The sequence below is a fragment of the Bradyrhizobium sp. STM 3557 genome, assembly GCF_045571465.1.
Lineage (GTDB): Bacteria > Pseudomonadota > Alphaproteobacteria > Rhizobiales > Xanthobacteraceae > Bradyrhizobium.
Genome location: NZ_CP120697.1, coordinates 1,382,904 through 1,407,873 on the forward strand (window position 1 = coordinate 1,382,904; position 24,970 = coordinate 1,407,873).

Sequence of the window (24,970 nt, forward strand, 5' to 3'; positions counted from 1 at the left end):
GGCACAGTGTCCGAAACGTGCCGGTCACGTTCGCTTGCGTCGGTTTGCTTCAGCTATCAGGTCCATAAATCCCGAGATGCACACCGAGTTTCTGGCAAGCGCAGCGAGGTCAATCGTTCTCTGATTGGTAGGCTCGCGCGTCCTTGCAGTCGATGTGAGGTATAATGTCAGCGCGCATGCGTGCGATCGTCTGCAGCGACGCGGCAAGCGGCATATCGCCAAAAGCTAGATGACACATGACGTAGGATACGCCGGCCTCGACTGCCTGTTTCGCCAATTCCTCGCGAATTCTGTTTGATGGGCCAGTGATGCAGAAGCCCTTGTCTAGGGCTTCGGCGAACGAAGACGGTAAGCCTGGCGGGGGAGGCACGTCGTATTGGCGGGACAGGAACGTGAAGCTCTCCAACCACCGCGCGTAGGCTGGGCCAGCCGATGCGATCGCCTCGGCATCAGTCTCCGCGATCACGACCATCCGGACCATACCGAGGAGAGGCATCGCGCTGGCCGGTCCTCGCCAGTTCGCCCGATAAGTGTCGGTGATTGGACGAATAGAGGTGGTCGTTCCGACACATGCGATGTTAATCGAGTTTTCGGCCGCCCATTGGGCGGTCTCCGGTTTCATAGCGCCATACCACAAGGGTGGATGCGGCTTCTGAACCGGCGACAGGGTGATTGGGATGTCGCGCAGGGTAAAATGACGGCCTGCGTGCGTGAGGCGCTGAGATTTCATCGCTTCGAAGACAATTTCGGCGCTCTCATGGTAGCGCTCTCGTGATTCCTGAGTGGAAACACCAAAGAAGGCCAATTCGGGAGAGCTGCCGCCAGGTCCGATCCCGAGATCTAGCCGACCGCCGCTAAGCAGATCGAGCATGCATATTTCTTCAAAGGCGCGCAGAGGATGATAAAGATTGAGCAGCATTACCAAAGGGCCGACACGCAGTTTCCTTGTGCGTTGTGCGACGGCGCATAGGAACAGGCTCGGCGACGCTACCAAGCCATGTGGCGTGCTGTGATGTTCTGCAACATGATAGCTCCGAAAGCCCGCTTCATCGCATGCTTCTGCGATCTTCAATCGGTCCTCGAACTGTTGTGCCATGCTGCGGCCGGCGTGATCGAAATGGTCAAAAACGCCAAAGCTCAGGGGCAACCTGCAAGTGCTGCTCATTTACGTATCTCTCCCGGCACGATGACCGCACCAGCCAAGGTCAGCGGTGTCAAAATATAGATCGGTATCGACGGCTGGCAGTGACACGGTTGCTAGCGGACGCAAAGGGTTCGTACCAATGATGGATAGCAGCAAAGGTTGGAGCGGTATCTGAAATTCTGATGGTGGATTACGGATGTAATATAAAACTGTGCGAACGATGCGATTGATTAAGGATCAGACGCGCTCACCAGAACACGACGTCGCGGGGCGCGGGCGATGCCCGCTATCGGGCTGCGACCAGAAGCACGCGATCTCGGACACCGAGCGCTGCTTTTGACCAATTCTGTTCAAAAGTCTGCTGTCGCTACTAGTCCGAGAAAACATCATGTATATCGGCTCGAAGGTGTGAGCCTTGTTGTCCTAGTTTCTTCGTAATATCCTCGAGCTTTCGGCCCGCTCGGCTGATCAAAAAATTTTTCCTCCTCAAGATCGCTCCAGAAAACCTTGTCCTTGGAGGCCAGTTTGTGGACGTCCGGTAGCGCCGCGAAGACGCTCTCGTCCGACAAGAGCTGTTCGTCGTAGCCGTCCAGGTTGATGCTTCCGGTGATAAAGCGATGCCCATCTCGCCCATCGGCAGAGCATGCAGGAGCTCGAGCGACGTTGCTCCTTTGAGGAGGATGCGCACGGAAGGTTGTTCCCTAAATGCCTAAATGAACCTTGGAGGAGATCGCCAATCGGCGACATCAGAATGCCGACTCGGAGCCCCCTTTGCTCCCCGCGATGCACTGCTGCACCAATCGAGCGGCCCGATCGAGGTGCTCCGCCCGGAGGTAGCGTCTTTCAGAAAGCCAGCGGCTGCTAAGCTTGTTTGACTGCACGTCGATCGCGGACGAATAGCTGAAATCCCAATCGGCGTTCCAGCAATTGGATCCGTCGTGTAACTGTAGACTGTAACAAGTCGAAGCGTGTGGGCGGCGCGACGAATGCTGCCTTGCTCGGCAACCGACAATGTGCACCGGAGATATCTTAGATCAAACATAATATCGATCGCTGGCTGCCGGAAAGCATTCTGGTTCTGACAAGGTGCTGTCCGCCTAATATGTCGATGGCGAATATCTTTCGTGGCCGATGCTGGCATGCGTCTTCACCGGCGATCGGAGCGTCGCTTCCTGGCATATTGGCAGACAATAGGCTGAACGGCTCCTCGCGTGGTGTTGAATGTGCGGGTTCGGTCGGTCTGAAGTATCGGAGGTGGACCGTGCTAAGGCGCGGCTCGCGGTCGGCGTTGGCGCGAGCCGCGCGGGGCCGACGTCCCGGAACTACCCATTCCCAAGGACGGCTTGCGCAGCGTATTGTGCACGCGTTGTGCGCGGATCGACCGAAATCCAGGAGTCGACGAGTTTCTCGTCGGAGACGCGATACATGTTCAGTCCCGTCGACTCGAACGGCTTATTCGTCGCCCCCGAAATCGAACTCTTCCACCCCGCGGGTCGGGGCAATCTTCCTGAACGTGCCCATTTCAAAGGCTAGTCGGTCGGCGGGTTGAAGCAGGTTCGATGTCAGTTGCGATCCCCGTGTCGGAATCCAGCCGTCCACCCGGTAGGCGACTATCACTTTCCTCAATGTCCGGCCGGCTTTCTGACGCTACGTCAGCCAAAGCATCGCCAAGGCCACCGAAAATCCCCATCACAGGCACGACGCACACGCCAGCCTGCTTGGCGCTCGTATCAAGCTCGTCAAAAAGCCTCTTGGCAGCAAGCTGCTCAACGGCGTTGGGGTCAAGATAATGGACATGATTCCGGATCGCGGCGGTTGCTATGGGGGAAACTGGTGTTGTGGTAAGGACCAGCGCAGTTCAGCACCGCAGTCACATCCTTCAACATACGATCAAGAGAGGACGAATCGTCGATGCGTGCTACCGCTGTTTCGTATCATGACCCGAAGTTTCCGCTCAGCTTTGCCAGAGCATCGACGTCGCAACCACAAAGTACGGGCTCATATCCTCGCATCGACAGTTCTCTAACGACATGCGAGCCGGTTAGGCCGTAAGAGCCATAGACTGTGATCTTTTTGGCATGCTGATCTCTAGGCTGTACCCCATCGTCGGCTAAAAAGTCTAACGGGCGAGGGTGACCCGCGCCGGATGTCCCGCAGCGGGTCGAGCTTCTCGAGCGGAATTTCGGCCGTGCTCAGCTCGTTTGTGGCCGGGCGTCAGAAGTCGCTTTGACGCCATGCCCAGCCGCAAGGCCGTTGAAGCTGTTAAACACGCCGATCATCAAGGTGAGGCGCACGTGCTCTTCGTCGGTGAACTGGGCCTTCATGGCGTCAAATGCTTCGTCCGAGACTCGCGCCTCGGCGACGCGGGTCAGGGCCTCCGCCCAGCCGAGGGCGGCTCGCTCCCGTGCGTTGAAAAAATCGGTTTCCCGCCAAGCGACCACCAGATCCAACCGCAGGTCGGCTGGGCCCTGCTTGCGCGCCTCCAAGTAATACAGTTGAAGGCCGGCTGCGGAGCCATTGATTTGAGACGTGCGGATCGCCACGAGCCGGACGAGCGCCTGCTCAAAGCCATCGGTAAGGAGTGTGCGGCCATAGTCCATGAGTTGCTGTACGAGTTGCGGCGCAGCGACGAACGGGCTGGTGCGGATGGTCATGTGGGTCTCCTTCTGTCTGGGGACGCAACCAAGACGAGATAGACCGCCTGAATGTGACATCTGGGCCGATTTTTCAGCGCGCGAGAGCCCGGCCTCGACAAGGGATTGGAGAATGTCGCGATTAACTCACGCTGCCGGTAGGCGGGCCGCCGCCACACGCTCATCTGCAAGGACGCCGGACTGTCGAATCAGTCGATTTCGGAAGGTGTGCCCCAATGCGGCACTATTCAACGATTTGGCGCACCCGGCCGGTCGGCGAATCCGTTCCAGCGATGTCGAGGGCGCGCTGGTGGGCATGCAGATCGGCGCGGTCCTCCGCAATTTGGCAGCTATCGGCGCACGGAGAGGATTAGCGAGAAAGTCTGCCTTCCTCCATGCTCGTCCGACTTACTGCGGCGAAATGCTCGGAATCGATACCTCGGTATCGGTCAGGGCGGGCCAGCCGAGATCCGCTCGCCCAGTCCTAAAGCCATCAATGAGGGCAGCCGGGCGTGAGGGTAACACCATAGTGCAATCGCTTGCATCCGTAACTGTGACTAACTTGCGTGCGGGACCAGGTTACCGGCTCGTGTGGCGGAGCCGTCAAGATTTAAGCAGGTGTACGATGCTGGGACTGGGTGCCGCAACCAACGGGCAAAGCGCGATCGGAAATGACCTCGACGACGAGATCGATGGACGTCGTGTTCTAGGGAAGGCCAGGAGGGATGATGCACCGGTGGAGGACATCAACTCATGGTCCTTTGTATTTGGGCCGTTCTCCCTCGAGGTGCCGCGTCGTCAGGTCCTTCTGAATGGAGCCGCAATTGCGCTATCGGCGCGGGCCTTCGATGTTCTCGTCCTGTTGGTCCGGCAAGCGGGTTCAGTTGTCAGCAAAGCTGATTTGCTCGCTGGTGTTTGGGGCACACGGTCCGCAGACGTTAGCTGTCTACGCGTGGCAATGACAGAACTACGCAAGGCGCTCGGCGACGGGCAGGCTGGAGCCAGATTTGTACAGACGGTCTCAGGCCGCGGCTACTGTTTTGTAGCGCCCGTCGCTCGTTCAGGTGTGGGGAGGAGCTATCCCCAGCCAACTGGGACACATCACAATGTACCAATGGCCCCGGCAAACCTCATCGGTCGCGAAAAGGTCATTCCGGAGACCGCAAGCAAGCTCCTAAATGAAAGATTCGTTACTATCGTCGGTCCCGGAGGAGTCGGCAAGACCTCAGTCGCAACGAGTGTTGCGCATAGGCTGCTAGAAGAATTTTGCGGGGATGTGCGCTTCGTAGACTTTGGCTTGATAATACGCTCCCTGCAGCTTTCTGCCACGCTGGCATCAGGCCTCGGCTTGGATGAGAAGCAAAATGATGAGCTTCCGATGAATCTAAGTCAAAGGCGGATGCTCGTTGTTCTTGACTGCTGCGAGCACGTTATCGATGTTGTCGCCCCATTCGCGACACGTCTGCTACGAGAGGCGCCTCGAGTTCATATCTTGGCGACAAGCCGTGAAGCTATGCTTGTCGACGGAGAGCACGTGCACCGATTGGGGCCCCTGGAATGTCCTCCTCAGCACGTCACGGTTTCGATGGCCGACCTTGCAAGTTATCCGGCGACTCGGATGTTCATGGACTGTCGGGCCAGTGGGGCCGATGAACTCGAGTTGACGCAAGACAGCGCAAACCACGTCAAAGAGATCTGTCGGAAGCTTGACGGAAATCCGCTTGCAATTGCGATTGCCGCGGCTCACGTCGAATCGTTTGGCCTCGGATCTCTGGTCGAACTCCTCGAAAACCCAAGAAGCCTCCTATGGAAAGGGTCACGTACTGCGCAATCGCGGCACAGAACGTTTCGTGCGGCTCTTGATTGGAGCTATCGACTCCTTTCCGAAGATGAACGAAAAGTTCTTTGGCTGTTGTCGGTGTTTGGAGATGAGTTCACGTTGGAAGCTGCTATAGCCGTAGCGCTGGCAGCGGACGTCGACGAGACGACGACGTTAGCTGCGCTCTTTGGCTTGGTTAATAAATCTCTCTTGATGTTAAATAGCCAGGGAGGCCGAACCGTGTATACGATGCCTCGGACCACGCGCGTATACGTGCGGGGCTTGATCTCCGAACTTAGGGACGACCAAAGCCAGAATCGGCGAGGCGCTGTCGTTGTGTAGCGACAAAGTGCGCAGTGACGTATCTGTCACTGACGTTGGACGGCTGCAGTGTTGGCGTGCCGTATCCGCTAACTCGGATCGCGGTGACCGATGCGAACCACCTATGATGTCGTCGCGATTCTGGTTGAGGTCGCTGAGCATGAAACTGCAAAGCCGGCACTGGCCAATTCCCGCAGGTATCGTCATTGCGGGATGCTGGGCGCTTGCCGTGCCGCAGGCCACGGGGATCTATGCGCCTTTGTCACCGGTGGCCTTGCGCGACCCGCGATCCGTGTGCACGCGATTTAGCGAGCGTAAGCCGGAGTACAGCTCCGCACCATTGTCACCAGTGCTGCTCTATAAAGGACACGGTGATCTAGTGGGTGGAAATTTCTGGGATGGCCATAACCGGGCTCAACGGGGTGCTGATGACTACGTGCGACACCGATAGGCGTCGTGGCAACTAGCTGACGCTGGCAACCGGCCGCAGTCCGCTGCCTTGGAGCGGGATTCTATTGCTTGCTACAACGTGTGATGTACGTCTTATGCAACCTTGCGAGGCCGGTCCGGCCATGGTAATTCTGTCGCAGTAGCGGCGTTGGAGTCTGGCGGCTTCCCAAGCATGCGCTTGGATTGTTCGTCGTCTAGATATGGAGGTGTAAACCTCTCCAAATGTCGGTCGGGAACGCCGAGGCAGCAAGCTGGAATGGTGATCAACAGCGAACGTACTGTTGAGCAAGATGAGCACCTTTGGCGTTGCATCGACGATCTCGACCGAATCTTTGCTCGGTTTCCGATCTCGCACGATGACTCCCTGCCGCGCCTGGTTCCCGACCTGTTCGAAATGTTGGTGGACCTGCTCAAGCTGGATCTCGTTTACTTTTATTTCAAAGATCCAGCCAGCTCCGAACCTTTTGAGGTGGCATGGACCGCGCAGTCGTTGCAAGAATCTGCTCAGTCACGGCAGGTTGGTGATTTGTCAAAGAGCGCACTGGGGTTAGAACCGCGACAGTGGCCTTCACAACCGCGATTCGCGATAGGGGATAGCGAAGTTGCCGCGATTGTCTTGCCATTGGGAATTGAGAACGATTCAGGAGTGTTGGTGGCTGGGTCGCGGCGCGCCGAATTTCCCGATCGAACGGAGAGACTTCGTCTCAGGATTGTGGCCACCCAAATCGCGAGTTGGCTACATGAGAGGCAGCTTTTGAATGAGCGGAAACGGGCGTCCGGAACCGGAGCTCAACAGGTCGCGCTGCAAGACGAAAAGATCTCGGCCATCAGCAGAGAGCAAGAGCAGGAGATTGCCGAACTCAGGCGCCTCGTGGACTCGTTGCGTGTGCGAGAAATTGATATTCAGTTGGTCGTGGACGCCATTCCCGCACCCATTGCCATCATGACGGCTGAAGGCGAGGTTCAGACCGTCAACCGCCTTGTCCTGGAATACTTCGGAAAGTCGGTCGAGGAGCTCAAGCGTTGGAGTACGATTGACGCTGTTCATCCCGATGATCTTGAACCAACGGTCAGCGCGTGGAGACGGGCGGTCGAAACCGGAGAGCCGTATGAGATCGAAAGTCGCCATCGCCGCAGCGATGGGGTCTATCGGTGGTTTCACGTCCGTGGCTTTCCTTTGCGGGACATTAGCGGAAAAATCGTGTGCTGGTGTGTACTGCAGATCGATATCGAAGATCGCAAGAGCGCCCAGAATGCGCAGGTGGCTAGCGAGCGCAATCTCAATCTAATTATCAATACCATTCCCGCGCTGGTCTGGTCTGCTCGACCGGACGGCTCCGCTGAATTCTTCAATCATCACTATCTGGATTACGTGGGTCTCAGTTCGGAGATGGTACAAGATTGGGGGTGGACTGCGGCGGTTCATCCCGACGATCTGAGCGGTCTCGCGAATGCCTGGCAAGTGATCATGGCCTCTCGCCAGCCTGGGGAAAAGGAGGCGAGATTGCGCCGATTTGACGGGACATACCGTTGGTTCTTGTTTCGAGCCAATCCGCTGCGTGACCAAGACGGCAATGTCGTTCGATGGTTTGGCCTCAACACGGATATCGAAGACCGCAAGAAGGCCGAAGAAGACCTACGTAGCACCCAAGCGAAATTGGCGCATATTGCGCGCGTCATGACTGTTGGTGAACTGACGGCGTCCATTGCCCATGAGATAAGCCAGCCGCTGTCCGGTATTGTCACCAACGCGAGCACTGGGTTGCGTATGCTCACCGCAGATCCTCCGAACGTCGCCGGTGCGCGCGAAACTGTGCGGCGCACAATCCGCGATGGCAGCCGCGTATCCGATATCATCGGACGGTTGCGAGCGCTTTTTAATCGGAAAGCTCCCCTAACACAGCCGATCGATCTGAACGAGGCAACTCGCGAGGTGATTGCCTTGTCACTGGACAGGCTCCGACGCGACCGCGTCAGTTTGCGGACGGAACTGGCCGATAGCCTTCCGCTTGTCAGGGGCGATCGGATCCAGCTTCAGCAAGTCATCCTGAATCTGGTGCAAAATGCCCTGGACGCGATGAGCATGGTCGATGGAAGGGCGAGAGCGCTGATAATCAAGACAGAGCTAGACCAAAGTGATCGTGTCCGTCTGAGCGTAATCGATTCCGGACCCGGTCTTGATCCCGCGGTGGCCGAGAGACTCTTCGATCCATTCTTTACGACTAAAGAGGAGGGGATGGGGATTGGACTTTCGGTAAGTCGCTCAATAATCGACAATCATCACGGTCATCTATGGGCTGCTCCAAACGACGGACCGGGAGCGACTTTTTCGTTTTCAATCCCCTGGAACCTGGAGGATGTGACCGGCGTGCATGATCGGGAGGCTCGACGGACGCTAGCCGAAAACCGCGCCACGAGGAATTCATGATGGTCGCACCTTCATTGGTGTCAGTTGTTGACGATGACGAATCTGTGCGCGAATCCCTGCCGGATCTCCTGAGAGAGTTTGGCTATGCCGCACAGGCGTTTTCGTCTGCAGAAGAGTTCCTGGCATCCGAATATGTGGGGCGGACGGACTGTCTCATTCTCGACATTGCGATGCCGGGCATGACTGGTCCGGAGCTTCAGAAGGAGCTGACACGTCTCCGCCACAAAATTCCGATTGTCTTTATAACGGCTCACGGGGATGAGCCCACGCGCCCGCGAATGCTTGGACAGGGCGCCGCAGAGTGTCTATCCAAACCGTTCAGCGATACGGCATTGTTGCATGCTCTCAATGCGGCCTTCGGGGTAAGTTGAGCGAACAAACCTTCATCAGAAAGGGAGGGTGACAATGAAATTTTTGGCGGAAGAGCTGCCCGCCAAGTCGGATCAAGAAGCAATTGTGTTCGTTGTTGACGATGACGTCTCAGTGCGCGAATCGCTCGAGCTGCTGATCCGTGATGCTGGGCTGCGGCCAGAGATCTTTGGGTCGGCTCAGGAGTTCCTTTCGCGCCCACGCGCGTCTGTTCCCAACTGTCTCGTCTTGGATGTTCGTCTTCCCGGTCTCAACGGTCTCGAGTTGCAGAGACGGGTAGCGGTCGATCGGCCAGGCACTCCGATCATATTCATCACCGGCTACGGCAATGTGCCGATGACGGTCGAGGCAATGAAGGCTGGAGCCGTCGAGTTTTTGACAAAGCCGTTCGACGACGTCAATTTGCTCGATGCCATTCACGACGCGATTGACCGCAGTCGGATCGCGCTCCGCCTCGAAGCCGAAATGCAGGATCTGCAGGATCGTTACGCCCTGCTCAGCCGACGCGAGCGTGAAGTTATGCGCCTCGTTGTACGTGGCTTGTTGAACAAGCAAGTGGCCCACGAACTCGGTATCAGCGAAATAACGGTGAAAGCGCATCGTGGCCACGTGATGCGCAAAATGCGCGTAACCTCGTTCGCAGAACTGGTGAATATTGCGGCAAAGCTCGATCTATCCCAGTAACGGTGAGAATCCCCGGGCGGGGCAGACCTCAGAACCGCCCGTCATTGTACGACTGAAGTAGTTTCGCTCCCATTCGACTGACAAACTGCGCAATGTGCGTCGTCTGACTCAGATTCCGGGCGGAGCCGCGCTCGGGCGGCTTGTCCGGTTGGTCTTGAGGCAAGTCTTGTCCACGCACCGGGGTTCGGCCATGAAGCCAAGCGGCCAAGGCCGGCGCCAACGCGACGGTAGTAGTCGGCACCGCGTTCACAGTGACCATGCACGATGAGAATTCGTTGCAGCATATGGCGCAGGACTTCCGATGGTTGTTGCCTCAATCGTGATTGCCCCTCTCGCCTGCAATCACCGCTGCCCAAATGATTGTGCGCGTGCTTGGCCACTGAGACTGGAATGATTGGGCTATCGGACCTATCGAGATGCTCTAGCGATTGACGCGATAGAAAGTGCGAACCTCCGAGGAGTTCGCCTGGTAGACGAGCCCTGCGTTTGTTCGTCAGATCGATGGGTCCCGCCAATGCGGGCATTGGGACCTGAGATTTAATCAGGGCCGAAATCGCGCCTGCCAAGCCGCGGCCAAGCAAGTCACGCCGCAAAAAATCTCTCGTGGCATCTCTATTCATTGCGTACGCAGATGGGCAGCTCTCGGCTGGTCCAGTTTTGCAAGGTACGAATGTCTCGACCCTTGCACGATCCGATCGGCACCAAGGCCGGATGTCTCGCTTGCACGGTGCCGCGGCTTGCGGCAGGGCGCCCCGTCGCAAGCCAAACTGACGAACGGAGTTGGATCCGGGGACGTTCTAGTTCGGAACCACGAGAGCCTTGGTCTTGCGCAACCCATCCATCACGTCTTTTGGCAGCTTCAGATGGGCATCAACGAGCTCCGGCGGAGTCGATGCCATCCAGGTGTCCAAGGAGAAGTCAACGAAGTAGCGGCTCTTGAAGGTCTCAAGAAAACGAAATGGACCCGATCCTATGTTTTCAAGGTAATGGCCCATCGCGACCGGGACGTAACCGACATCTCCAGCTCTCAGATCAAACGTGCGTGCTTGGCCTTGGCCTGCAAATACGCCCATCCGAGCCTCGCCTTCGATGACGTAGAGCCATTCATCGCCGTTAGGGTGCCAGTGCAATTCGCGCATTCCGCCCGGGTTTACTTCGACGAGCGCAGCGGCCGTCGTGGTGTTGATCGGAAACAGTCGTGAATCATTGATCCGGACAGTGCCGCCTTTCGTGCGAATGGGCTCCTGCGCCATCAGGCGCCACGTATAGCTTGTCTCCACAGGGTTTGCGCCACGGACGTTGTCCGAGCTCAGCGGACCGGGCAAAGGAGCCGAGAAGATATAGCGCTCGCTCTCCTCGGGTGTGTGGCCGAATAACGAGGCCGGAACTCCGAAATTCTTCCCAAGGACATCGTTCGGCGTATGCTTGAACCAGTCATTGATCATGAATGTGTTGTCTTCGTCGAAATCGCCGTCGTCGAACACGAGAAGAAATTCGCAGCCGTCGGGGCCAAGCCCCTGAATCGAGTGCGGCGTTCCGGACGGGAAGAACCAAAGGTCGCCTTCGCCGACATCGTCCACAAAATAGCGGCCGTCGGGATCGACTGCCGTTATTCGAGCCGTTCCGTGCAGCATGTAGGCCCACTCGGACGCCTTGTGCCAGTGCATCTCGCGCACGCCACCGGCATTAAGGCGCATGTTAACGCCGGCAAGTGCCGTAGCGGCGCCCAGTTCGCGCCGGGTCACCTGGCGCGTCCAACCGCCTGTCTCCAGCCGCATATGAGCATCAGAAAACGAGAAGCGCAGGTTGGGCAGAGATCCGTGGTCGGTCGAAGGTGGCACAAGGATGTCCGGATTCTGCTGGTCTCGCATCAGATTGCGGGGTCCAGGATCGGAGCCGCCACGACCAGGCCGCTGTGGCTGAGGGGTGGAACTCGCAGATTGCGCCTGCGCGATCGCAGTTGTTGTCAACAAGCCGCTGGCAGCAGTCGCGGCGAGGATTTGACGACGTGAAATGGGTTTCATGGGTTGTTTCCGATGGCATGAAATTGGTGAACACCATCATCAGACCTGCGTCCGGGTTATTCGATGGTCACGTAGTCGATACAGCAGTTGATAAGGTGCGTAGCGATGAATGGTATGGTGTGCGGTTTCGAATTCCCGCGGAAGTGAAACCATTTCAATCGGGAGATGCGTCGGCTGCATCGACGCACGAAGCATGATGCGGAAGGCCCGGTGCGGCGGGAGCATCTACTGGCGTCGCCGATGCGAGAGTGGGCAGCCGGAGTCGCCGGCCGATACGCCCCTGCGTCGGCCTAGACCAATTCGAGTCCACGACCGCACTGCAAGGTTTTGCGGGCGCGTTGCCATCGCGGTGGCGATCATGCCTACCGATCTTCTGCAGTGAGGTCGGGAGCATCGGCCGCTATTTTGCCCGAATCGAAGCCGCACGAGGGTCGACACCTGCGTTTTGGGACAACCGGCCGATGTCGCGGATGATCTCGCCGCGAGTGTCGATCATCCGAAACTCTTCGGACATCAGCAAAGCGCGCCGGCGAAACTTCTCGGAAGCGAGAACGGTCCGTACCGCATCGCGCAGGGCCTTCGGCGTTGGCGCGTTTGTCTTGAGGTTGATCCCGACCTCGGACCACCCCACGCGCATGTTTACGTCAGCCTTGTCCTCGGTAAGTCCTGCGCACACCAGGGGAATGCCAAATCTCATGGCTTGGTTGACGCTGCCGTAACCACCATTCGTGACGAATACGTCGGCCCTGGGCAGGATCCATTCAAAGGGCAGATAGCTGGCCAAGCGTGCATTTGCAGGGATGGGGCCCGGGATATCCTCAACCGGCCGCCCCCCCGCTGTAACCACGACGAGGAGGTCAGGCTGCTCGGCTAGTGCAGCCAGTGTCGGTGTGATCAGGAGGTTAAAGTCGTGGTTCGCGACCGTTCCCTGAGTGACGAGGACGACCTTCCGCTTGCCGTCCAAATCGCCAGCCCATGGTGGAATTGGGACTTGGTTCGGCACGATGGGCGGAGTGCCGATGAACTTCACCGAGCTCGGCAGCGGCCGCGCAAATTCGAAGCTTGGCACCGTGAGTTGCCAGTATGTATCGGCGAGCCTCACCATCGTCTCGAATGGCGGGCTCGCAAGCGACCCTAGTCCCAGTTCTTTCAGACACTGATCCAAGCGCTGCGCAAGCGGCTGATGAACGATCCTGTCGTGATCTCGAATGGTTGCTGCATGTTCGGCCGGGCTCGCCGCTGGTGGCAAGCCGAGAAAGTCGGGCGCTCCGTCCTCGCGCGGCCAGTGCAAGATGGAGGTGCCAAAGCAGACGACCGGGGGACGCCCCGACCGCGGTCCAAGAAGTGTCGGCAGCAATCCCAGGAAGCAGTCATCTCCGATCACGATATCCGCCGGGACCTCTCGCAGCACCTGCTCAAGTCCGCGGTGTTGCGCCGGAATGTGATCGACGAACAATCGCTCCAGGATAACGCGCAACAGCTCTAACCCGGGAGGCAGCGTCTTGAACTCGGGATATTTCGAAAAGGGATCGACCACGTCTTGATCCGCGCTGGCGGGTATCGGACGGAATGTGGCGCCGAGTGCCTCGATGCGCTGCTGAAAGGCGCGCCCCGTGAATGCAAGCACGTCATGGCCCTCGGCCAAGAGGATTCGCGCGATCCCAAGCATCGGGTTCACATGCCCTGGTGCGGGCGTTGCAGCGATGACTATTTTCATTGATGCTGTGTCTCCCGGCCGTCCAAGCGAAGCGGCTATGTAGCGTGGGGCTGCAATCGAGCTGACTGCACCGGGAGATTTCGTAAGCCTCCGTTGCCGATCCATGTCAGATCGGGGAGATCACGCTACATTTGTCATCATTATCCGAACTCACGTAGCCGGGCTGTAGCGTTCATACTCTATCGAGCGGATGGAGCGGCATGAGCAGCGGAGCTACCGCAGCTATTTGCGGCCGTGGCTGCAAACAAGGTCGCATGAGTGTTTGGAGCTCGTTCGAGATGTGCGCCTATCATGGCGGCTGCCGGGCCGAGTTCAAGTGCAGCCGTCGAATATGGAAGATGAAAGAACTTCACTCGGCTCTGGAACGAAGTTGATCTAGAAGAGCTCGCGCGAGCGAGTTGGGTTGCAGTGCGTCTGTGCGGATCGAAGCTCGGGACATAGGAGAAGTTGGAGATGGCGCGTCTAATAGAGTTCTTGAGCGCAGCGCCTTTCGCCGATCGCAAGACTGATGTGATCGTTCGTGCTGGCTCCTATATCTCTCCGACGGAGGTCGAAAGCGCCCTGCTGATGCATCCTATGGTTCGGGATGCAGCCGCGTTTGGTGTGCCCGACCCGGTATTAGGGCAGCGCGTCGCGGCCGTTGTTCAGCTTGAAGGCGAGACCGACGATGCAATCATCGATGAAATTCTGGCGGAGGCCAGAATGCATCTGGCCGAATACAAGCTTCCCGAGCTGGTGACGGCCGTTGATGCTGTGCCCCGTGACGGGTTTGGCAACGTCGATCGTCAGGCTGTGGCGCAAGCCGTTCTTGGGAGGCCGGCCCAACGCGAGTCGACTAACAGACGCTAACGAACAGCGGCGCGGTCGGCATCCTGGCCGGGTGACTGCAACAGCGCGGCCTCTGAAGAGATATTATGCGCGCGGGAATAGATACGGAGATCGCTTGCGATGTCGACTTACGTCCTCGTTCACGGTGCCTGGCACAGCGGTGTTGAATTCGAATCTGTCGCTGCCCTGCTGAGGGCTGATGGGCACCTAGTGTTCACGCCGACCATGAAGGGCAATAGGCCGGGAGATCCCAAGACGACGGGGCTAGAGGACGCAATCCATTCGATCGTTGATTTCATATCGGAAAACGAGCTCGACGACGTCATTCTAGTTGGCCATAGCTATGGAGGGATTGTCATTACCGGCGTCGCCGACCGTATGGCCAGCCGCCTTCGCCGCTTGGTGTATCTCAGCGCGTTCGTCGCCAACAATGGAGAGTCCTTGAGCGACTTGGTGCCGCCGCATTATCCCGACCTCCTCACCAGCCTTGGGGACGGTTCAGTCGTGCTGCCGTTTCGGATCTGGCGCGAGGCCTACATCAACGATGCCGATCTGGAAACGGCGCATCGCGCATACGCCAGCTTGAACCCGCACCCGCTCAACAGTTTCACGGACAAGTTGATGGTGCGCACAAACCCGGCCATGATGACGCTGCCGAAGTCCTTCATAAACTGTACAGAAGACACAGCGCTACCCCATAGCTTTCCGCTGCATCCGAGGTTGTCGGAGAAGCTCGGCCTCTTTCGTCTCGTTCAAACGCCCGGAAGTCACGAGCTATGTTTCTCCAATCCGTCCCGGCTTGCACAAGCGATTGTCGAAGCTGGCAGAGACTAGTTGAAGCCGCTATCCACGGGAATACTGCGTTCGGTAGTCGGGGCAAGTTTGGTTGCTCACGTCGATTCGATGGAAAAGTAGTCTGAAGCGGGCAGCTTGGCGCAGCAGAAGCTGCGAAGCGTTCGCCCGTAGGTCGAGAGCCAGCAGGTTCCGCGCTTGCGACATTTCCGCATCGCGAGCCTAGCGTCAAGGAACTCCCGTTTCTCCTGGGCGAGAGGGTCGGCTTGCGACCAGGACTGCCAAAAGAGCGGTCATGCTGAAGAGCGCTGCCACCCAGCCGAGATGCTCAACTGCGCCCTTTGCGACGACCACAGCTCCGACTGCAGCCCCCATGGCGCTGCCCAAATAGATGGCAGATGAGTTCAGCGAGAGACTGACAGACGCCAATGCCGGCGCAAGGGCCACCAGCCTAGCTTGCTGTGCAGTCATCGTTCCCCAGCTTGCGAAGCCCCAAAGGAGTAGGGCGGGCACGAGCGCGGATATGGCTTCCTTTGGCGGAAGCTCTGGAGCGAGAGAGAATACCGAATAGGCCATAAGGGTCAGACCGCAGCCGATCGCGACGGTGCGTGCTGCACCCCATTTATCGGTGATAATGCCGCCAAACCATGTCCCTATGGCGCTGGCTAATCCGAAGGCTAGCAACACCACGATCAAGCCCTCCGGACCGATGCCGGCAACCTCGGCCGCAAAGACGCTCAGGTAGGTGTATAATGCAAACGTGCTCGCCACCGTCAGCAGGCTTGTCGCCAGAACGGCCAGCATATCGCGGCGCTTGGCGAGTGCGAAACGTTCGCCAAGCGTCGGGACGATGCCGGGCTGCTGGCCGGGCATTCCAGTCAGGATTCCGATGACGGAAAGAGCCGCCAGCCCCGCCACGCTAAAGAAGGTAGCGCGCCACCCGAAACCCTCGCCGACCAATACGCCGAGGGGAACGCCTGCGATGATCGCCAGAGTGAGCCCGTTAGTGACCATGGAGAGGGCGCGACCCCGCCGCTCGTGGCCTCCAAAGGCAGCGGCGTATCCGCTGGCTGCAGGCATGAAACCGGCTGCTGACAGTGCCAGCAGGAGTCGGGCCGCGAGCAATCCAGCGTAGTTGGGGGTCAGTGCGGCCAACGCGTTTCCCAGACCAAAACACAGCATGGCCACGGTTAGCAGGCTGCGCCGCTCAATCGAGGCCGTTAGCACCGCAATGACAGGAGCGCCGATGGCGTAAGCGCACGAGAACACCGTGACCAAATGGCCTGCGGCGGGAAGGCCGACATGCAAGTCTCGGGCGAGATCCGGCAGCAATCCCGCGATCATGAAACCCTCCGTCCCGATGGAAAAAGCACCGAGGGTCAACCAAAGAAGGCTTCTGTGGGACATATCGCTTGATTATCAAGCTCCTGAAGCACCGCCTCCTCCGGAAAGCGGTGCGAAATGGCGGGGCCTAGCTCTTCCAGGGAGTGCTGTGGATCCGCGTGCAGGCATTCGGCTTGTGAAACGAAGGATCGTGATATTCAATGTAATCGAAATTCACAGTTCCAAAGGTGGTTTGAGGCTTTTTCAGTGCCGAGCATGTCTGAACCTTGACGAACTCATTCTTGAAGTCGCCACGAGGGAAGGCGGCTATCACCTGTTCGCGCTGCTCTGGGGTGTAATCGTCATATCCGATGCCAACGACGTCCACCAGGACACCGGCATTGGTCAGGGCGATCTCCGGGCGCATGAATTGTGGAATGCCCGGGGTCGTATGCAAAGCAATTGCCTCCCACACCAGATCGGCTTGTGGTTCTGGTATGCCGTGACTCCTGAGAAAGTCGCGCGCGGCGTCTGCACCGTCGAGCTCAAACCGTTTCGTCTGCGTGTGATAAGCATCGACCAGACCCAAATCGTGAAAGAGAGCCGCGACGTAGAGCAGCTCGGAGTCGAACTTCACATTCTGGCGTAATCCCCGCATCGCACCGAAGACAAAGACACGCACGGAATGATTGAACAACATCTCGCTCTCGTGCTGCCTTACCAGTTCAGCGGCCTCACGTGCGATCTTGCTGTCGGGAATCTTGATGCCGGAAATCTGGTCGGCCATGCCGAGCTCCTCTTGACCTGTGGGGCACGTCTGATCACGTAGCTTGAGGGCAGTCCGCTTGACCGGTCCTCACCGCGACGCGACCCCATGCGACAGATAAACCGTTGTCGATAGGTTTGAAGACACGAGTGTATGAAGATTCTGCAAGGAGATATTTGATCTGATGCATTGAAGGAGGCCGTGCGCGCTTCCGATCGGAAAACGTGCCCTGGGACTGATGGCCAGATCTATTGCCATCCATAACCTCGCTAAATGAATTCCGGATCAGCGGTTACGCTGCACGACGCAGGCCCTCGGTTGCGCGCCGAAGGATGTCGTGAAGCCACTCATGCGATGGATCTTCATCCACGCGCTCATGCCAGAGCAGCCGGACCTCGAGCGGGTTGGTCGAGTAAGGCAGCTCGTGAATTGCTATTGCGTACGTCCCGGCGAAAGCCTTAGCCAGCGGCCGAGGTATGATTGCCGCGAGCTCGCTGCCCTCGATCAGCGCTGGCAGCGCAAGAAAGTGTGGCAAACAAATTGCCATCCGCGGGAGCATGTCGCTGTTGCCGAACGCTCTTTCGAGGGCTGCACGATCGTACATCTCCGATCGTCGCGCCAAACCGCGCTCCGAGATAAAACCTTCAACAGCCCCTTCCTGCTCGCCGCCAAACGAGACCACGACCAGTGACAGCTGTTCGAGAGCGGCCTTATCGATTTGTTCAATCTTGTTGGCCGCCCCAACAATTAGCACGTCATCATATTCGAACAGCAGCGCGGTCCTAAAGCGGCTTGGGGGCGAGGAGAACACCCCGATTGCCACATCAATTCGCCCCAGATCGAGCTGCTCGGCGAGATCTATTCGCGTAACTGGCTTGATGACCAAATCGACCGATGGTGCCTCCCGACCAAGCAGGTTCAGCAAAGGTGGCCCTAGCACCAGCGTGGTGAAGTCGTTTGCTGCAAGCGTGAACAGCTTCGTCGATATGGCTGGATTGAACGTAGGTAGTTCGATGGCGGATTCGAGGGCGCGTAGCGCCTCGCGCACCTGAGTGGCCATGGCCATTGCGCGGGAAGTCGGCTGCATGCCGGCTGCAGTGCGCACAAATAGGTCATCCTCCAGCATTTCGCGGAGCCTCGCCAATGAGTGACTTACGGCGGACTGGCTCAGTGCGAGCTTGTGACTTGCCCGCAGAACGCTTCGCTCTTCCATAACGGCATCGAAGACCTTTAAGAGATTCAGGTCCAGTGTGTTGAAGGAGACGGCCACGATCGAATTTCCTGCATGGGAGCATCGCCCTACCTAGGGATGACCATTAGTTAATCCCAATGCAGCTCCAAACACAATCCAAGCCATTGAAGGCTGCAAACGCGCCATGCATCCTGACGTGAGCTGTATTCAGCATCGTGCTGCAATAATTTCACTTCCGTTTGAGTAGGCGCTGGTCATTATCTTGGCGCAAGAAATGCTTTGGAGGAAACGTAATGAAGCGTCGGGTGCGATCAATTGGAAGTCGCTCCGGGCCCGCTGTGCGGTACGTTCCCGATCTGACGGCCACGGGGGGAACACTCAAGCCAAGCGCCGGGAGTGAAATGCCGCGATTGGTTGTCGACCATGCCGGGGAGAGCTCAATTACCCTGCGGCCGTCCAATGATGACTCTGGGGAAGTAGGGTTTTGTTGTGAATCGGAGCAGAGGCAGGCGCTTCAGGGAGAACGCCGCCCTGAGATTTATCGCATCATCCTAAGCCGTTTCGCCTGTCGCGAGTTCTCGGATCGACCCGTGATGCGGCGCACGATCAGCGAGATTCGTTCACTCGCGCGCTTTGCCCCGAGCGGCGCCAACATACAGCCCTGGAATGTCTGGGGGTTGCCGGCTCGCCTCAGAGGCGGCTTTCGGCCGCTCTTCTCGAAGCTCACTGTAACGCCAGGGCCAAGCATCATTCGGAGTACAAGTACTATGCCGACGTATTGCCTCCACCCTATCACCAGCGGCGGCAGGAGTTTGGCCAGATCTTCTATGGCGCGCTTGGTATCGCGCAGACGGATGCCGAGGCGCGTGCAAACCAAACGGCAAGAATTATGCCTTCTTCGGCGCTCCTGTCGGATTGATCGTCACGATCGACCGTCGCTTAGAGGCGGGCAGTTGGCTCGATCTCGGCATGTTCGTCCAGAAGGTGCTGCTTGCGGCTGCCGGGCGGGGCTTTCATTCGTGCCCCCAAGGAGACGTTTGCGAAGTACCACAAGATCCGTCCCGAGCAGCTACCGATCCCGGAGGAGCAGATGGTCGTATGCGGGGTATCGGTGGGTTACACCAAGGTCGAGTCAGGTCCGAGATTGATGCCGCGCGCCGATCTCGACGACTTCGCCAGTTCGTGGGCTTTGAAATCTAAGGAGGCAAACTAATGAGCAGCAGAGACGATCTAATTCAGTGCAGCATCCCCTTCTTGGCGGAAGTTAAGGATATGACGCCAGGCGCCGAGATGGAGAGATGGCTCAACACGACCTACGGCCCGGAGAGCAAGCTCTATCAGGATCTTTCGCGACTGATCAAGCTCGGCGTCGATGAGGGCTGGGCTGCTAACCAGGAAGTGGAAGGGCCCAACTATCGTCGGAGCCGCATTTTGGAGCCGCGCCCCGAGACGTTTCATTTCAGCGTAACGGCGGTCTACATGAACAGCAACGACCCTCGCCGGTTCAAGGACGAGAACGATATCGACATGTTGCGCGGCCAGTATCACGGCCACCCATATGGCGAACTTAATCTGGTCGTCCCTCTAACAGAGGGCGCGCAATTGAGAGGTCTGCAAGGCTGGCAAGGGGCGGGCTGGACCGCTCCAGATCCTGGAAGTCAGCATTATCCGGAAGTGCGAGGAGGGGAAGTGATCGCATTGTTTTATCTTCCTGCTGGCCGCATATCGTACGAAGTGAAAGCACCATCGTAAGGAATGGCTGCCAGGGCTAAGCGGTCGACTTTGTCCGATTACGTTGGGCGGAAGTGATTTACTGGTAATCACTCTGTGCGATGAGTGTGCTCCGCAGTCAATCAGGGAGCCTTTCCGGATCCTGCGTCGCTCGATGAACTCGTCAAAGCGACAGCGCATTGTACTAATTCGATCTCTGAGAAGCGAGGTCAGAAGCGCGCGCCAGCCTCTCGCATCAGATTGAAGGCCACGAGCAGGGAAGTTCGAGCGTCTCAAATGCTCCGTCCAGAGGTTAATTGCGCTTCATCGTGCAGTCCGCATCAAGCAAAGAGGCGACGAGCCATAATCGCTGCCACGATCGGCAACTTGCTCGAGTGGTACGATTTCTTCGCGTATGGAGTGCTCGCCATTCCCATGGCGAAGTTGTTCTTCCCTGCGCAAAACGAGGTTACCTCGCTGTTCCTGGCGCTTGCCACATATGGTGGTGGAGTTGCGATGCGGCCGTTCGGTGCTGTCGTTCTCGGCCTCTACGCCGACCGCGTTGGCCGCAAGGCGTCACTCTGTTTATCTATGTATCTCATGGGCCTCGGAACGGCTCTCATTGCGTTTGCACCCACTTACGAAAGCATTGGCGTTGCGGCCCCTTTGCTTGTTCTGCTCGCGCGCTTACTGCAGGGCTTTTCGGGAGCGGGCGAACTAGGTAGCGCGACTGCGCTACTGGTCGAGATTGCGCCACCCAATCGAAGAGGCCTCTACGCCAGCTTCAATGCCGCAAGCCAGCAAATCGGGTTTGTGATCGCTGCATTCGTCGTCATGACGGTCAATGTGGCTATGACGCCGGCTCAGATAGAAGCGTGGGGGTGGCGCCTGCCGTTCAGCTTGGGCCTGGCTATCGTCCCAACAGCCATCTACATCAGGTCCGAGGTGCAAGAGTCCGACCTGTTCCTGACGAAGCAGCGGGAGCGAAAGGATAGACTAGCCGGTGCCGCTATCGGAACAGGGCGTCCTCTCCTGCTGGCCATCGGAATCCTAAGCCTTTACGTGGTCGCAGGTAACATCATTTTTGTCTATATGCCGACGTTCGCGGCTCGAAAGTTGGGCCTGCCCAGTTCAGGGGCGCTGCTCGCGACGATCGTTGCAACATGCGTCATGATTGTCTGTACTCTTGTCGCCGCCATGATATCGGATCGCGTTGGACGAAAGCCGCTGCTACTTTTCGCGAGTGTCACATATGCATTGATCATCTATCCCGCGTATTTGGTTGTGACGACCTGGCCTTCTGTTCAGATGCTGATGTTGGTTCAATCGGCGCTCGCGTTGCTGAACGCGATCTACATCGGCCCCCTGATGTCAACCATTGCCGAACTCTTTGCCACGAGTTTACGCGCCACCGCCGTCGCTGTAGCGTATGGATTGACAGTGATGGTTGGCGCCCTTTCGCCTGCTTTGGCTACCTGGCTCATAGACTTCACCGGCGATAGCCGTGCACCCGCTTTTGCAATCATAGCAACGAGTCTTCTTACGAGCTTGGCCCTGGTGCAGTTCACGGACCGCTATCGCGAGCCTTTGCCTTGATGGTTCCCCGCAGGAGCAGGCATTTCGCGTCGGACCGCCAGCGGGCGGCCAACTTTCGTAGCAAATCGCATTGCAAGCCAAATGTGCTAATCAAGCCCGACGGCGGCACCGCGCATTGGTTTTGGTGCGCTGCAACAAAAAACCCTGCCTGGATAACAGGTCCATATCCTGAGGTTTGCGGTCTTGCAACAGCGATTGAACGAGGGCGAAGCGTTTCTTTTCGGTCCATTTCGATTGCTCGCCTCCGAACGACTTCTTCTGAAAGAAGGTGAGCCGGTCCCGCTGGGTGGCCGCGCCCTCGACATCCTGATTGCTCTGATCGAGCGGGCAGGGGAGGTTGTCAGCCATCGCGAATTGTTCAAGCGAGTTTGGTCGGATGTTATCGTCGACGAGGCGAGCCTTCGCGTGCAGATCGCTGGCCTGCGCAAGACGCTGGGTGATGGCCGGGAGGGAGCACGTTATATCGCAAATGTCCCAGCAAAGGGCTATTGCTTTGTCGCCCCGGTCCAGCGTTCGCAGCAATTGCAGCCTTCCCCGAGGGCCGTATTCGATCGGACGCGATCTGACACGCTTCCCGATCCCCTGCGCCGCATGGTGGGACGCGACGATACTGTTGAATTGTTGTGTTCAGATGTGAGGTCGGGCCGGTTCGTCACCATCGTTGGTCCGGGAGGTGTTGGAAAGACCACTGTCGCCGTAGCCGTGGCACACGCCCTCGCGAGCGACTTTCAGGAGGCTGTCTGCTTCGTTGACTTGAGCGTGCTGAGAGACGGCGCGCTTCTCGTGACAGCGATCGCGTCCGCCATGGGATGCGTGGCGCAGACGCAAGACTCGAGCCAGCGGCTGCTGGGTTTCCTTTCTGACAAGCGGATCCTCATAGTTCTCGATAGTTGCGAGCATGTCCTCGACCCGGTCGCTCAATTTGCCGAGAATTTATGCCGAGAAGCACCTCGCGTTCACCTCATCGCGACTAGTCGAGAAGCTCTGCGCGCCGAGGGAGAGAACATTTTTCCGCTTCAATCGCTTGAGCTGCCCACCGGTAACTCAAGCCTGACCGCGACAAAGGCCCTGGGCTTTCCCGCTGTGCAACTCTTCATGGACCGTGCCGCGGCTGGAGGAGTGCGGCATGAACTCACCGACGATGAGGCCAACCACGTGGTCGACATTTGCCGCCAACTCGATGGAATGCCGCTCGCCATCGAGTTGGTCGCCAGCAGGGTAAGCGCATACGGAATCAGCGGCCTAACCAGGCTGGTTGGTGATCATCTGATGCTCGTGTGGCGGACGCGACGCGGTGTGCCGCGGCACCAGACGCTTCAATCAATGCTTGATTGGAGCTATGAGCTCCTGTCCGATGGTGAGAGGACGACTTTGGCTGCACTCTCGGTGTTTGTTGGAGCGTTCACTCTAGAAATGGCACAAGCCGTTCTGTCTCGCCACGATCGCGACGGCCTGCAAGTTGCAAACGAAATTGTAAGCCTGATGGACAAGTCACTCATTGCGGTCTCGCCGACCGAGGACGCGATTTGGTATCGGCTGCTTGACACGACTCGCTCGTATGCCGCACTTAAAGCAAGGGAGCTTGGTGAGGACAAGGTCGTTGCAAGGAGGCATGCGCTGTATTTTGCAGAGCGCTTGGGGCGAGTTCGTACAGCAGGTGTGCGGGGACGTGACTGGGCAGGCTATAATCGCCATATCGGCGATATCCGAGCTGCGTTGGAATGGAGCTTTTCGGCATCGGGAGATGCTTCGGTCGGAGTTGCCCTTAGCGCCGGCGCTATGGGTTTGTTTCTGGCGCTTTCAATGCTCAGCGAGTGTCGACGTTGGTCGCTGCAGGCAATCCATGCGTTGGCGGAAGAGGATCGCGGTACAAAGCTCGAGCTTGAGCTGCAACTATCGCTAGCGATTTCGTCAAACCATGCTCATAGCGATGGCAGCGAGGTTGGTACTGTGCTCGAGAGAGCGCTGGAACTCGCCGACTCGCTCAGGGACCCGGAATATCAGCTGGAGGTGTTGGCCGGCCTCAATCTTCACTTGGCGCGAATGGCGGAATTCGGTGGGTCCTTGGGCGCGGCAGAGCGTTATGCCGCAATAGCAGCGGAATTCGGCGGAGTGCGTGCAGCCGTGACGGCCGAGTGGATGCTAGGTGCCAGTCACCACTTGGTCGGGAACCAGGCGGCGGCGCAGCAGAGCTACGAGAAGGGCTTCAGCACCGCTGCGAGCGTGGGTATAGCCGAGGTGCATTCATTCGGTTTCGATCACCGGGTAAGAGCGTTGATCGGATACGCGCGTACGATGTGGCTTAGAGGCTTTCCGGATCATGCGGCGCGATTGGCATACCAGGGCATGGAAGTTGCGGGGAGACAAGAGCATCCGGTTTCGCTGTGCATCTGCCTTCAGCACGCCACGCCGGTCTTCTTGTGGCGCGGAGATCTGGAGCTAGCCGAAAGTTTGATAGAACGCCTCACGACCTGTGCTTCCAAGTACTCGCTCCCAAACTACGAGGCCGGTGGCATGGGATTGAAAGGCGAGCTTTTGCTGGCCAGAGGGCAAACACAGCTCGGTGTCAACTTACTCCGGGAGGCGCTAGCCGTTCTCCGGGCCGAGGGACGATACATGCTCTCTTCCTCCGTCTATCGAGCGCTGGCCGAGGGGTTGGCCAATGCTGGCGAATTCACGGAAGCATCAAGCGTGATCGACGGCCTACTCGCTGACGCGCGGAACGGTTCCGGAACATTCGAGTTACCGGACATGCTACGGACCCGCGCGCGCGTGTTACTGCTGGGTTCGCCCGACAACTTGTCTCTGGCGGAGGCATCTCTCAAAGAGTCCATTCAACGGGCGCGGCAGCAGGGTGCACTCGGCTGGGAACTGCGCTCGGCTCTGGTCTTGGCTTCCTTGTGGGTGGATCTCGGGCTCGTCACAGAGGCCCGACATTTGCTCGCGGAGGTGCGTGAGCGGTTCACGGAAGGATTCGAAACTGCTGATCTAGTCCAGGCGACGCGTCAACTTCATGACATCGAGGTCAAAGCCGGAGGATCTTAGCCGGTTTGGCTTAGTGAATTATCAAACTTCGAAGTGCCGCCCTTGACAGGACCTCTGCTGCAATCAGGAAGGACATGATCTTGTGTCCAGCGGTGTTGATTTACGGTATTTTACAGGAAACAACTCGCG

18 protein-coding genes and 1 pseudogene are annotated in these 24,970 nt (G+C 58.0%); 11 read left to right on the forward strand and 8 right to left on the reverse strand.

From position 1 onward, the window contains the following. Nucleotides 1–109: 109 nt before the first annotated feature. From P6U24_RS06190 to P6U24_RS06200, 3 genes are all read right to left on the reverse strand, one after another. Nucleotides 110–1,165, reverse strand: a complete 1,056-nt coding sequence (locus tag P6U24_RS06190; RefSeq protein WP_407158292.1) for an LLM class flavin-dependent oxidoreductase — start codon at nucleotides 1,163–1,165, stop codon at nucleotides 110–112. Nucleotides 1,166–2,005: 840 nt separating this feature from the next. After that, nucleotides 2,006–2,149, reverse strand: coding sequence for a LysR family transcriptional regulator (locus P6U24_RS06195; protein ID WP_407158293.1), 144 nt, complete (start codon nucleotides 2,147–2,149; stop codon nucleotides 2,006–2,008). 1,187 nt (nucleotides 2,150–3,336) lie between these two features. Then, entirely contained in the window at nucleotides 3,337–3,798 is a 462-nt protein-coding gene (locus P6U24_RS06200; RefSeq protein WP_407158294.1) for a carboxymuconolactone decarboxylase family protein, read from the reverse strand. Nucleotides 3,799–4,402: 604 nt separating this feature from the next. On the opposite strand from P6U24_RS06200, the gene P6U24_RS06205 reads away from it, so the two are divergent. The 4 genes from P6U24_RS06205 to P6U24_RS06220 all read left to right on the forward strand — a co-directional run bounded on the left by P6U24_RS06205 (nucleotide 4,403) and on the right by P6U24_RS06220 (nucleotide 9,848). After that, nucleotides 4,403–5,938: an ATP-binding protein gene (locus tag P6U24_RS06205; RefSeq protein WP_407158295.1), complete on the forward strand. Its 1,536-nt coding sequence runs from the start codon at nucleotides 4,403–4,405 to the stop codon at nucleotides 5,936–5,938. Nucleotides 5,939–6,623: 685 nt separating this feature from the next. Continuing rightward, complete coding sequence (locus P6U24_RS06210) at nucleotides 6,624–8,795, forward strand: PAS domain-containing protein (protein ID WP_407158296.1); 2,172 nt, start codon at nucleotides 6,624–6,626, stop codon at nucleotides 8,793–8,795. After that, nucleotides 8,792–9,166: a response regulator transcription factor gene (locus P6U24_RS06215; protein ID WP_407158297.1), complete on the forward strand. Its 375-nt coding sequence runs from the start codon at nucleotides 8,792–8,794 to the stop codon at nucleotides 9,164–9,166. The genes P6U24_RS06210 and P6U24_RS06215 overlap by 4 nt, the downstream gene beginning before the upstream one ends. Before the next feature lie 34 nt (nucleotides 9,167–9,200). Further along, a complete protein-coding gene (locus P6U24_RS06220; RefSeq protein WP_407158298.1) occupies nucleotides 9,201–9,848 on the forward strand; it encodes a response regulator transcription factor in 648 nt (215 codons plus the stop codon). A gap of 797 nt (nucleotides 9,849–10,645) precedes the next feature. Here the strand turns inward: P6U24_RS06220 and P6U24_RS06225 are convergent. Then, nucleotides 10,646–11,872 carry a cupin domain-containing protein gene (locus P6U24_RS06225; RefSeq protein WP_407158299.1) on the reverse strand — a complete coding sequence of 409 codons (1,227 nt, stop codon included), beginning with the start codon at nucleotides 11,870–11,872 and terminating at the stop codon, nucleotides 10,646–10,648. 400 nt (nucleotides 11,873–12,272) lie between these two features. Further along, nucleotides 12,273–13,589, reverse strand: a complete 1,317-nt coding sequence (locus tag P6U24_RS06230; RefSeq protein WP_407158300.1) for a glycosyltransferase — start codon at nucleotides 13,587–13,589, stop codon at nucleotides 12,273–12,275. 453 nt (nucleotides 13,590–14,042) lie between these two features. Here P6U24_RS06230 and P6U24_RS06235 point away from each other — a divergent pair, with 453 nt between their 5' ends. Further along, nucleotides 14,043–14,438, forward strand: a complete 396-nt coding sequence (locus tag P6U24_RS06235; RefSeq protein ID WP_407158301.1) for an AMP-binding enzyme — start codon at nucleotides 14,043–14,045, stop codon at nucleotides 14,436–14,438. Between the two features lie 99 nt (nucleotides 14,439–14,537). Continuing rightward, the gene (locus tag P6U24_RS06240; protein ID WP_407158302.1) at nucleotides 14,538–15,251 is read left to right on the forward strand and encodes an alpha/beta fold hydrolase; all 714 of its coding nucleotides are present in this window, start codon (nucleotides 14,538–14,540) and stop codon (nucleotides 15,249–15,251) included. A gap of 186 nt (nucleotides 15,252–15,437) precedes the next feature. Here the strand turns inward: P6U24_RS06240 and P6U24_RS06245 are convergent, their stop codons facing one another. The 3 genes from P6U24_RS06245 to P6U24_RS06255 all read right to left on the reverse strand — a co-directional run bounded on the left by P6U24_RS06245 (nucleotide 15,438) and on the right by P6U24_RS06255 (nucleotide 18,568). Further along, on the reverse strand, nucleotides 15,438–16,553 hold the full coding sequence (locus P6U24_RS06245) for an MFS transporter (protein ID WP_407158303.1): 1,116 nt from the start codon (nucleotides 16,551–16,553) through the stop codon (nucleotides 15,438–15,440). A 127-nt stretch (nucleotides 16,554–16,680) separates the two neighbouring features. Continuing rightward, nucleotides 16,681–17,319 (reverse strand): HD domain-containing protein, encoded by a 639-nt coding sequence (locus P6U24_RS06250; protein WP_407158304.1) that lies wholly within the window; start codon nucleotides 17,317–17,319, stop codon nucleotides 16,681–16,683. 271 nt (nucleotides 17,320–17,590) lie between these two features. Further along, a complete protein-coding gene (locus P6U24_RS06255) occupies nucleotides 17,591–18,568 on the reverse strand; it encodes a LysR family transcriptional regulator (protein ID WP_407158305.1) in 978 nt (325 codons plus the stop codon). Nucleotides 18,569–19,405: 837 nt separating this feature from the next. Here P6U24_RS06255 and P6U24_RS06260 point away from each other — a divergent pair. The 5 genes and pseudogenes from P6U24_RS06260 to P6U24_RS06280 form a co-directional block, all read left to right on the forward strand. Continuing rightward, nucleotides 19,406–19,465 (forward strand): annotated as a pseudogene (locus P6U24_RS06260) (hypothetical protein); the annotation flags it as partial. Nucleotides 19,466–19,481: 16 nt separating this feature from the next. Beyond that, nucleotides 19,482–19,703, forward strand: a complete 222-nt coding sequence (locus tag P6U24_RS06265; RefSeq protein ID WP_407160818.1) for a hypothetical protein — start codon at nucleotides 19,482–19,484, stop codon at nucleotides 19,701–19,703. After that, nucleotides 19,703–20,242, forward strand: a complete 540-nt coding sequence (locus P6U24_RS06270) for a DUF4863 family protein (RefSeq protein ID WP_407158306.1) — start codon at nucleotides 19,703–19,705, stop codon at nucleotides 20,240–20,242. The genes P6U24_RS06265 and P6U24_RS06270 overlap by 1 nt, the downstream gene beginning before the upstream one ends. 255 nt (nucleotides 20,243–20,497) lie before the next feature. After that, nucleotides 20,498–21,796 carry an MFS transporter gene (locus P6U24_RS06275; protein WP_407158307.1) on the forward strand — a complete coding sequence of 433 codons (1,299 nt, stop codon included), beginning with the start codon at nucleotides 20,498–20,500 and terminating at the stop codon, nucleotides 21,794–21,796. 183 nt (nucleotides 21,797–21,979) lie between these two features. Then, nucleotides 21,980–24,841 carry an ATP-binding protein gene (locus P6U24_RS06280; RefSeq protein WP_407158308.1) on the forward strand — a complete coding sequence of 954 codons (2,862 nt, stop codon included), beginning with the start codon at nucleotides 21,980–21,982 and terminating at the stop codon, nucleotides 24,839–24,841. The last annotated feature ends 129 nt before the right edge of the window (nucleotides 24,842–24,970 follow it).

Coding starts and splice junctions, on each gene's coding strand:
- P6U24_RS06235 (WP_407158301.1), top strand. CDS start 14,043: ATGGCGCGTCTAATAGAGTTCTTGAGCGCAGCGCCTTTCGCCGATCGC.
- P6U24_RS06225 (WP_407158299.1), bottom strand. CDS start 11,872: ATGAAACCCATTTCACGTCGTCAAATCCTCGCCGCGACTGCTGCCAGC.
- P6U24_RS06190 (WP_407158292.1), bottom strand. CDS start 1,165: ATGAGCAGCACTTGCAGGTTGCCCCTGAGCTTTGGCGTTTTTGACCAT.
- P6U24_RS06210 (WP_407158296.1), top strand. CDS start 6,624: ATGGTGATCAACAGCGAACGTACTGTTGAGCAAGATGAGCACCTTTGG.
- P6U24_RS06270 (WP_407158306.1), top strand. CDS start 19,703: ATGAGCAGCAGAGACGATCTAATTCAGTGCAGCATCCCCTTCTTGGCG.
- P6U24_RS06205 (WP_407158295.1), top strand. CDS start 4,403: ATGCTGGGACTGGGTGCCGCAACCAACGGGCAAAGCGCGATCGGAAAT.
- P6U24_RS06215 (WP_407158297.1), top strand. CDS start 8,792: ATGATGGTCGCACCTTCATTGGTGTCAGTTGTTGACGATGACGAATCT.
- P6U24_RS06220 (WP_407158298.1), top strand. CDS start 9,201: ATGAAATTTTTGGCGGAAGAGCTGCCCGCCAAGTCGGATCAAGAAGCA.
- P6U24_RS06275 (WP_407158307.1), top strand. CDS start 20,498: ATGCTCCGTCCAGAGGTTAATTGCGCTTCATCGTGCAGTCCGCATCAA.
- P6U24_RS06230 (WP_407158300.1), bottom strand. CDS start 13,589: ATGAAAATAGTCATCGCTGCAACGCCCGCACCAGGGCATGTGAACCCG.
- P6U24_RS06245 (WP_407158303.1), bottom strand. CDS start 16,553: ATGATCGCGGGATTGCTGCCGGATCTCGCCCGAGACTTGCATGTCGGC.
- P6U24_RS06200 (WP_407158294.1), bottom strand. CDS start 3,798: ATGACCATCCGCACCAGCCCGTTCGTCGCTGCGCCGCAACTCGTACAG.
- P6U24_RS06240 (WP_407158302.1), top strand. CDS start 14,538: ATGTCGACTTACGTCCTCGTTCACGGTGCCTGGCACAGCGGTGTTGAA.
- P6U24_RS06250 (WP_407158304.1), bottom strand. CDS start 17,319: ATGGCCGACCAGATTTCCGGCATCAAGATTCCCGACAGCAAGATCGCA.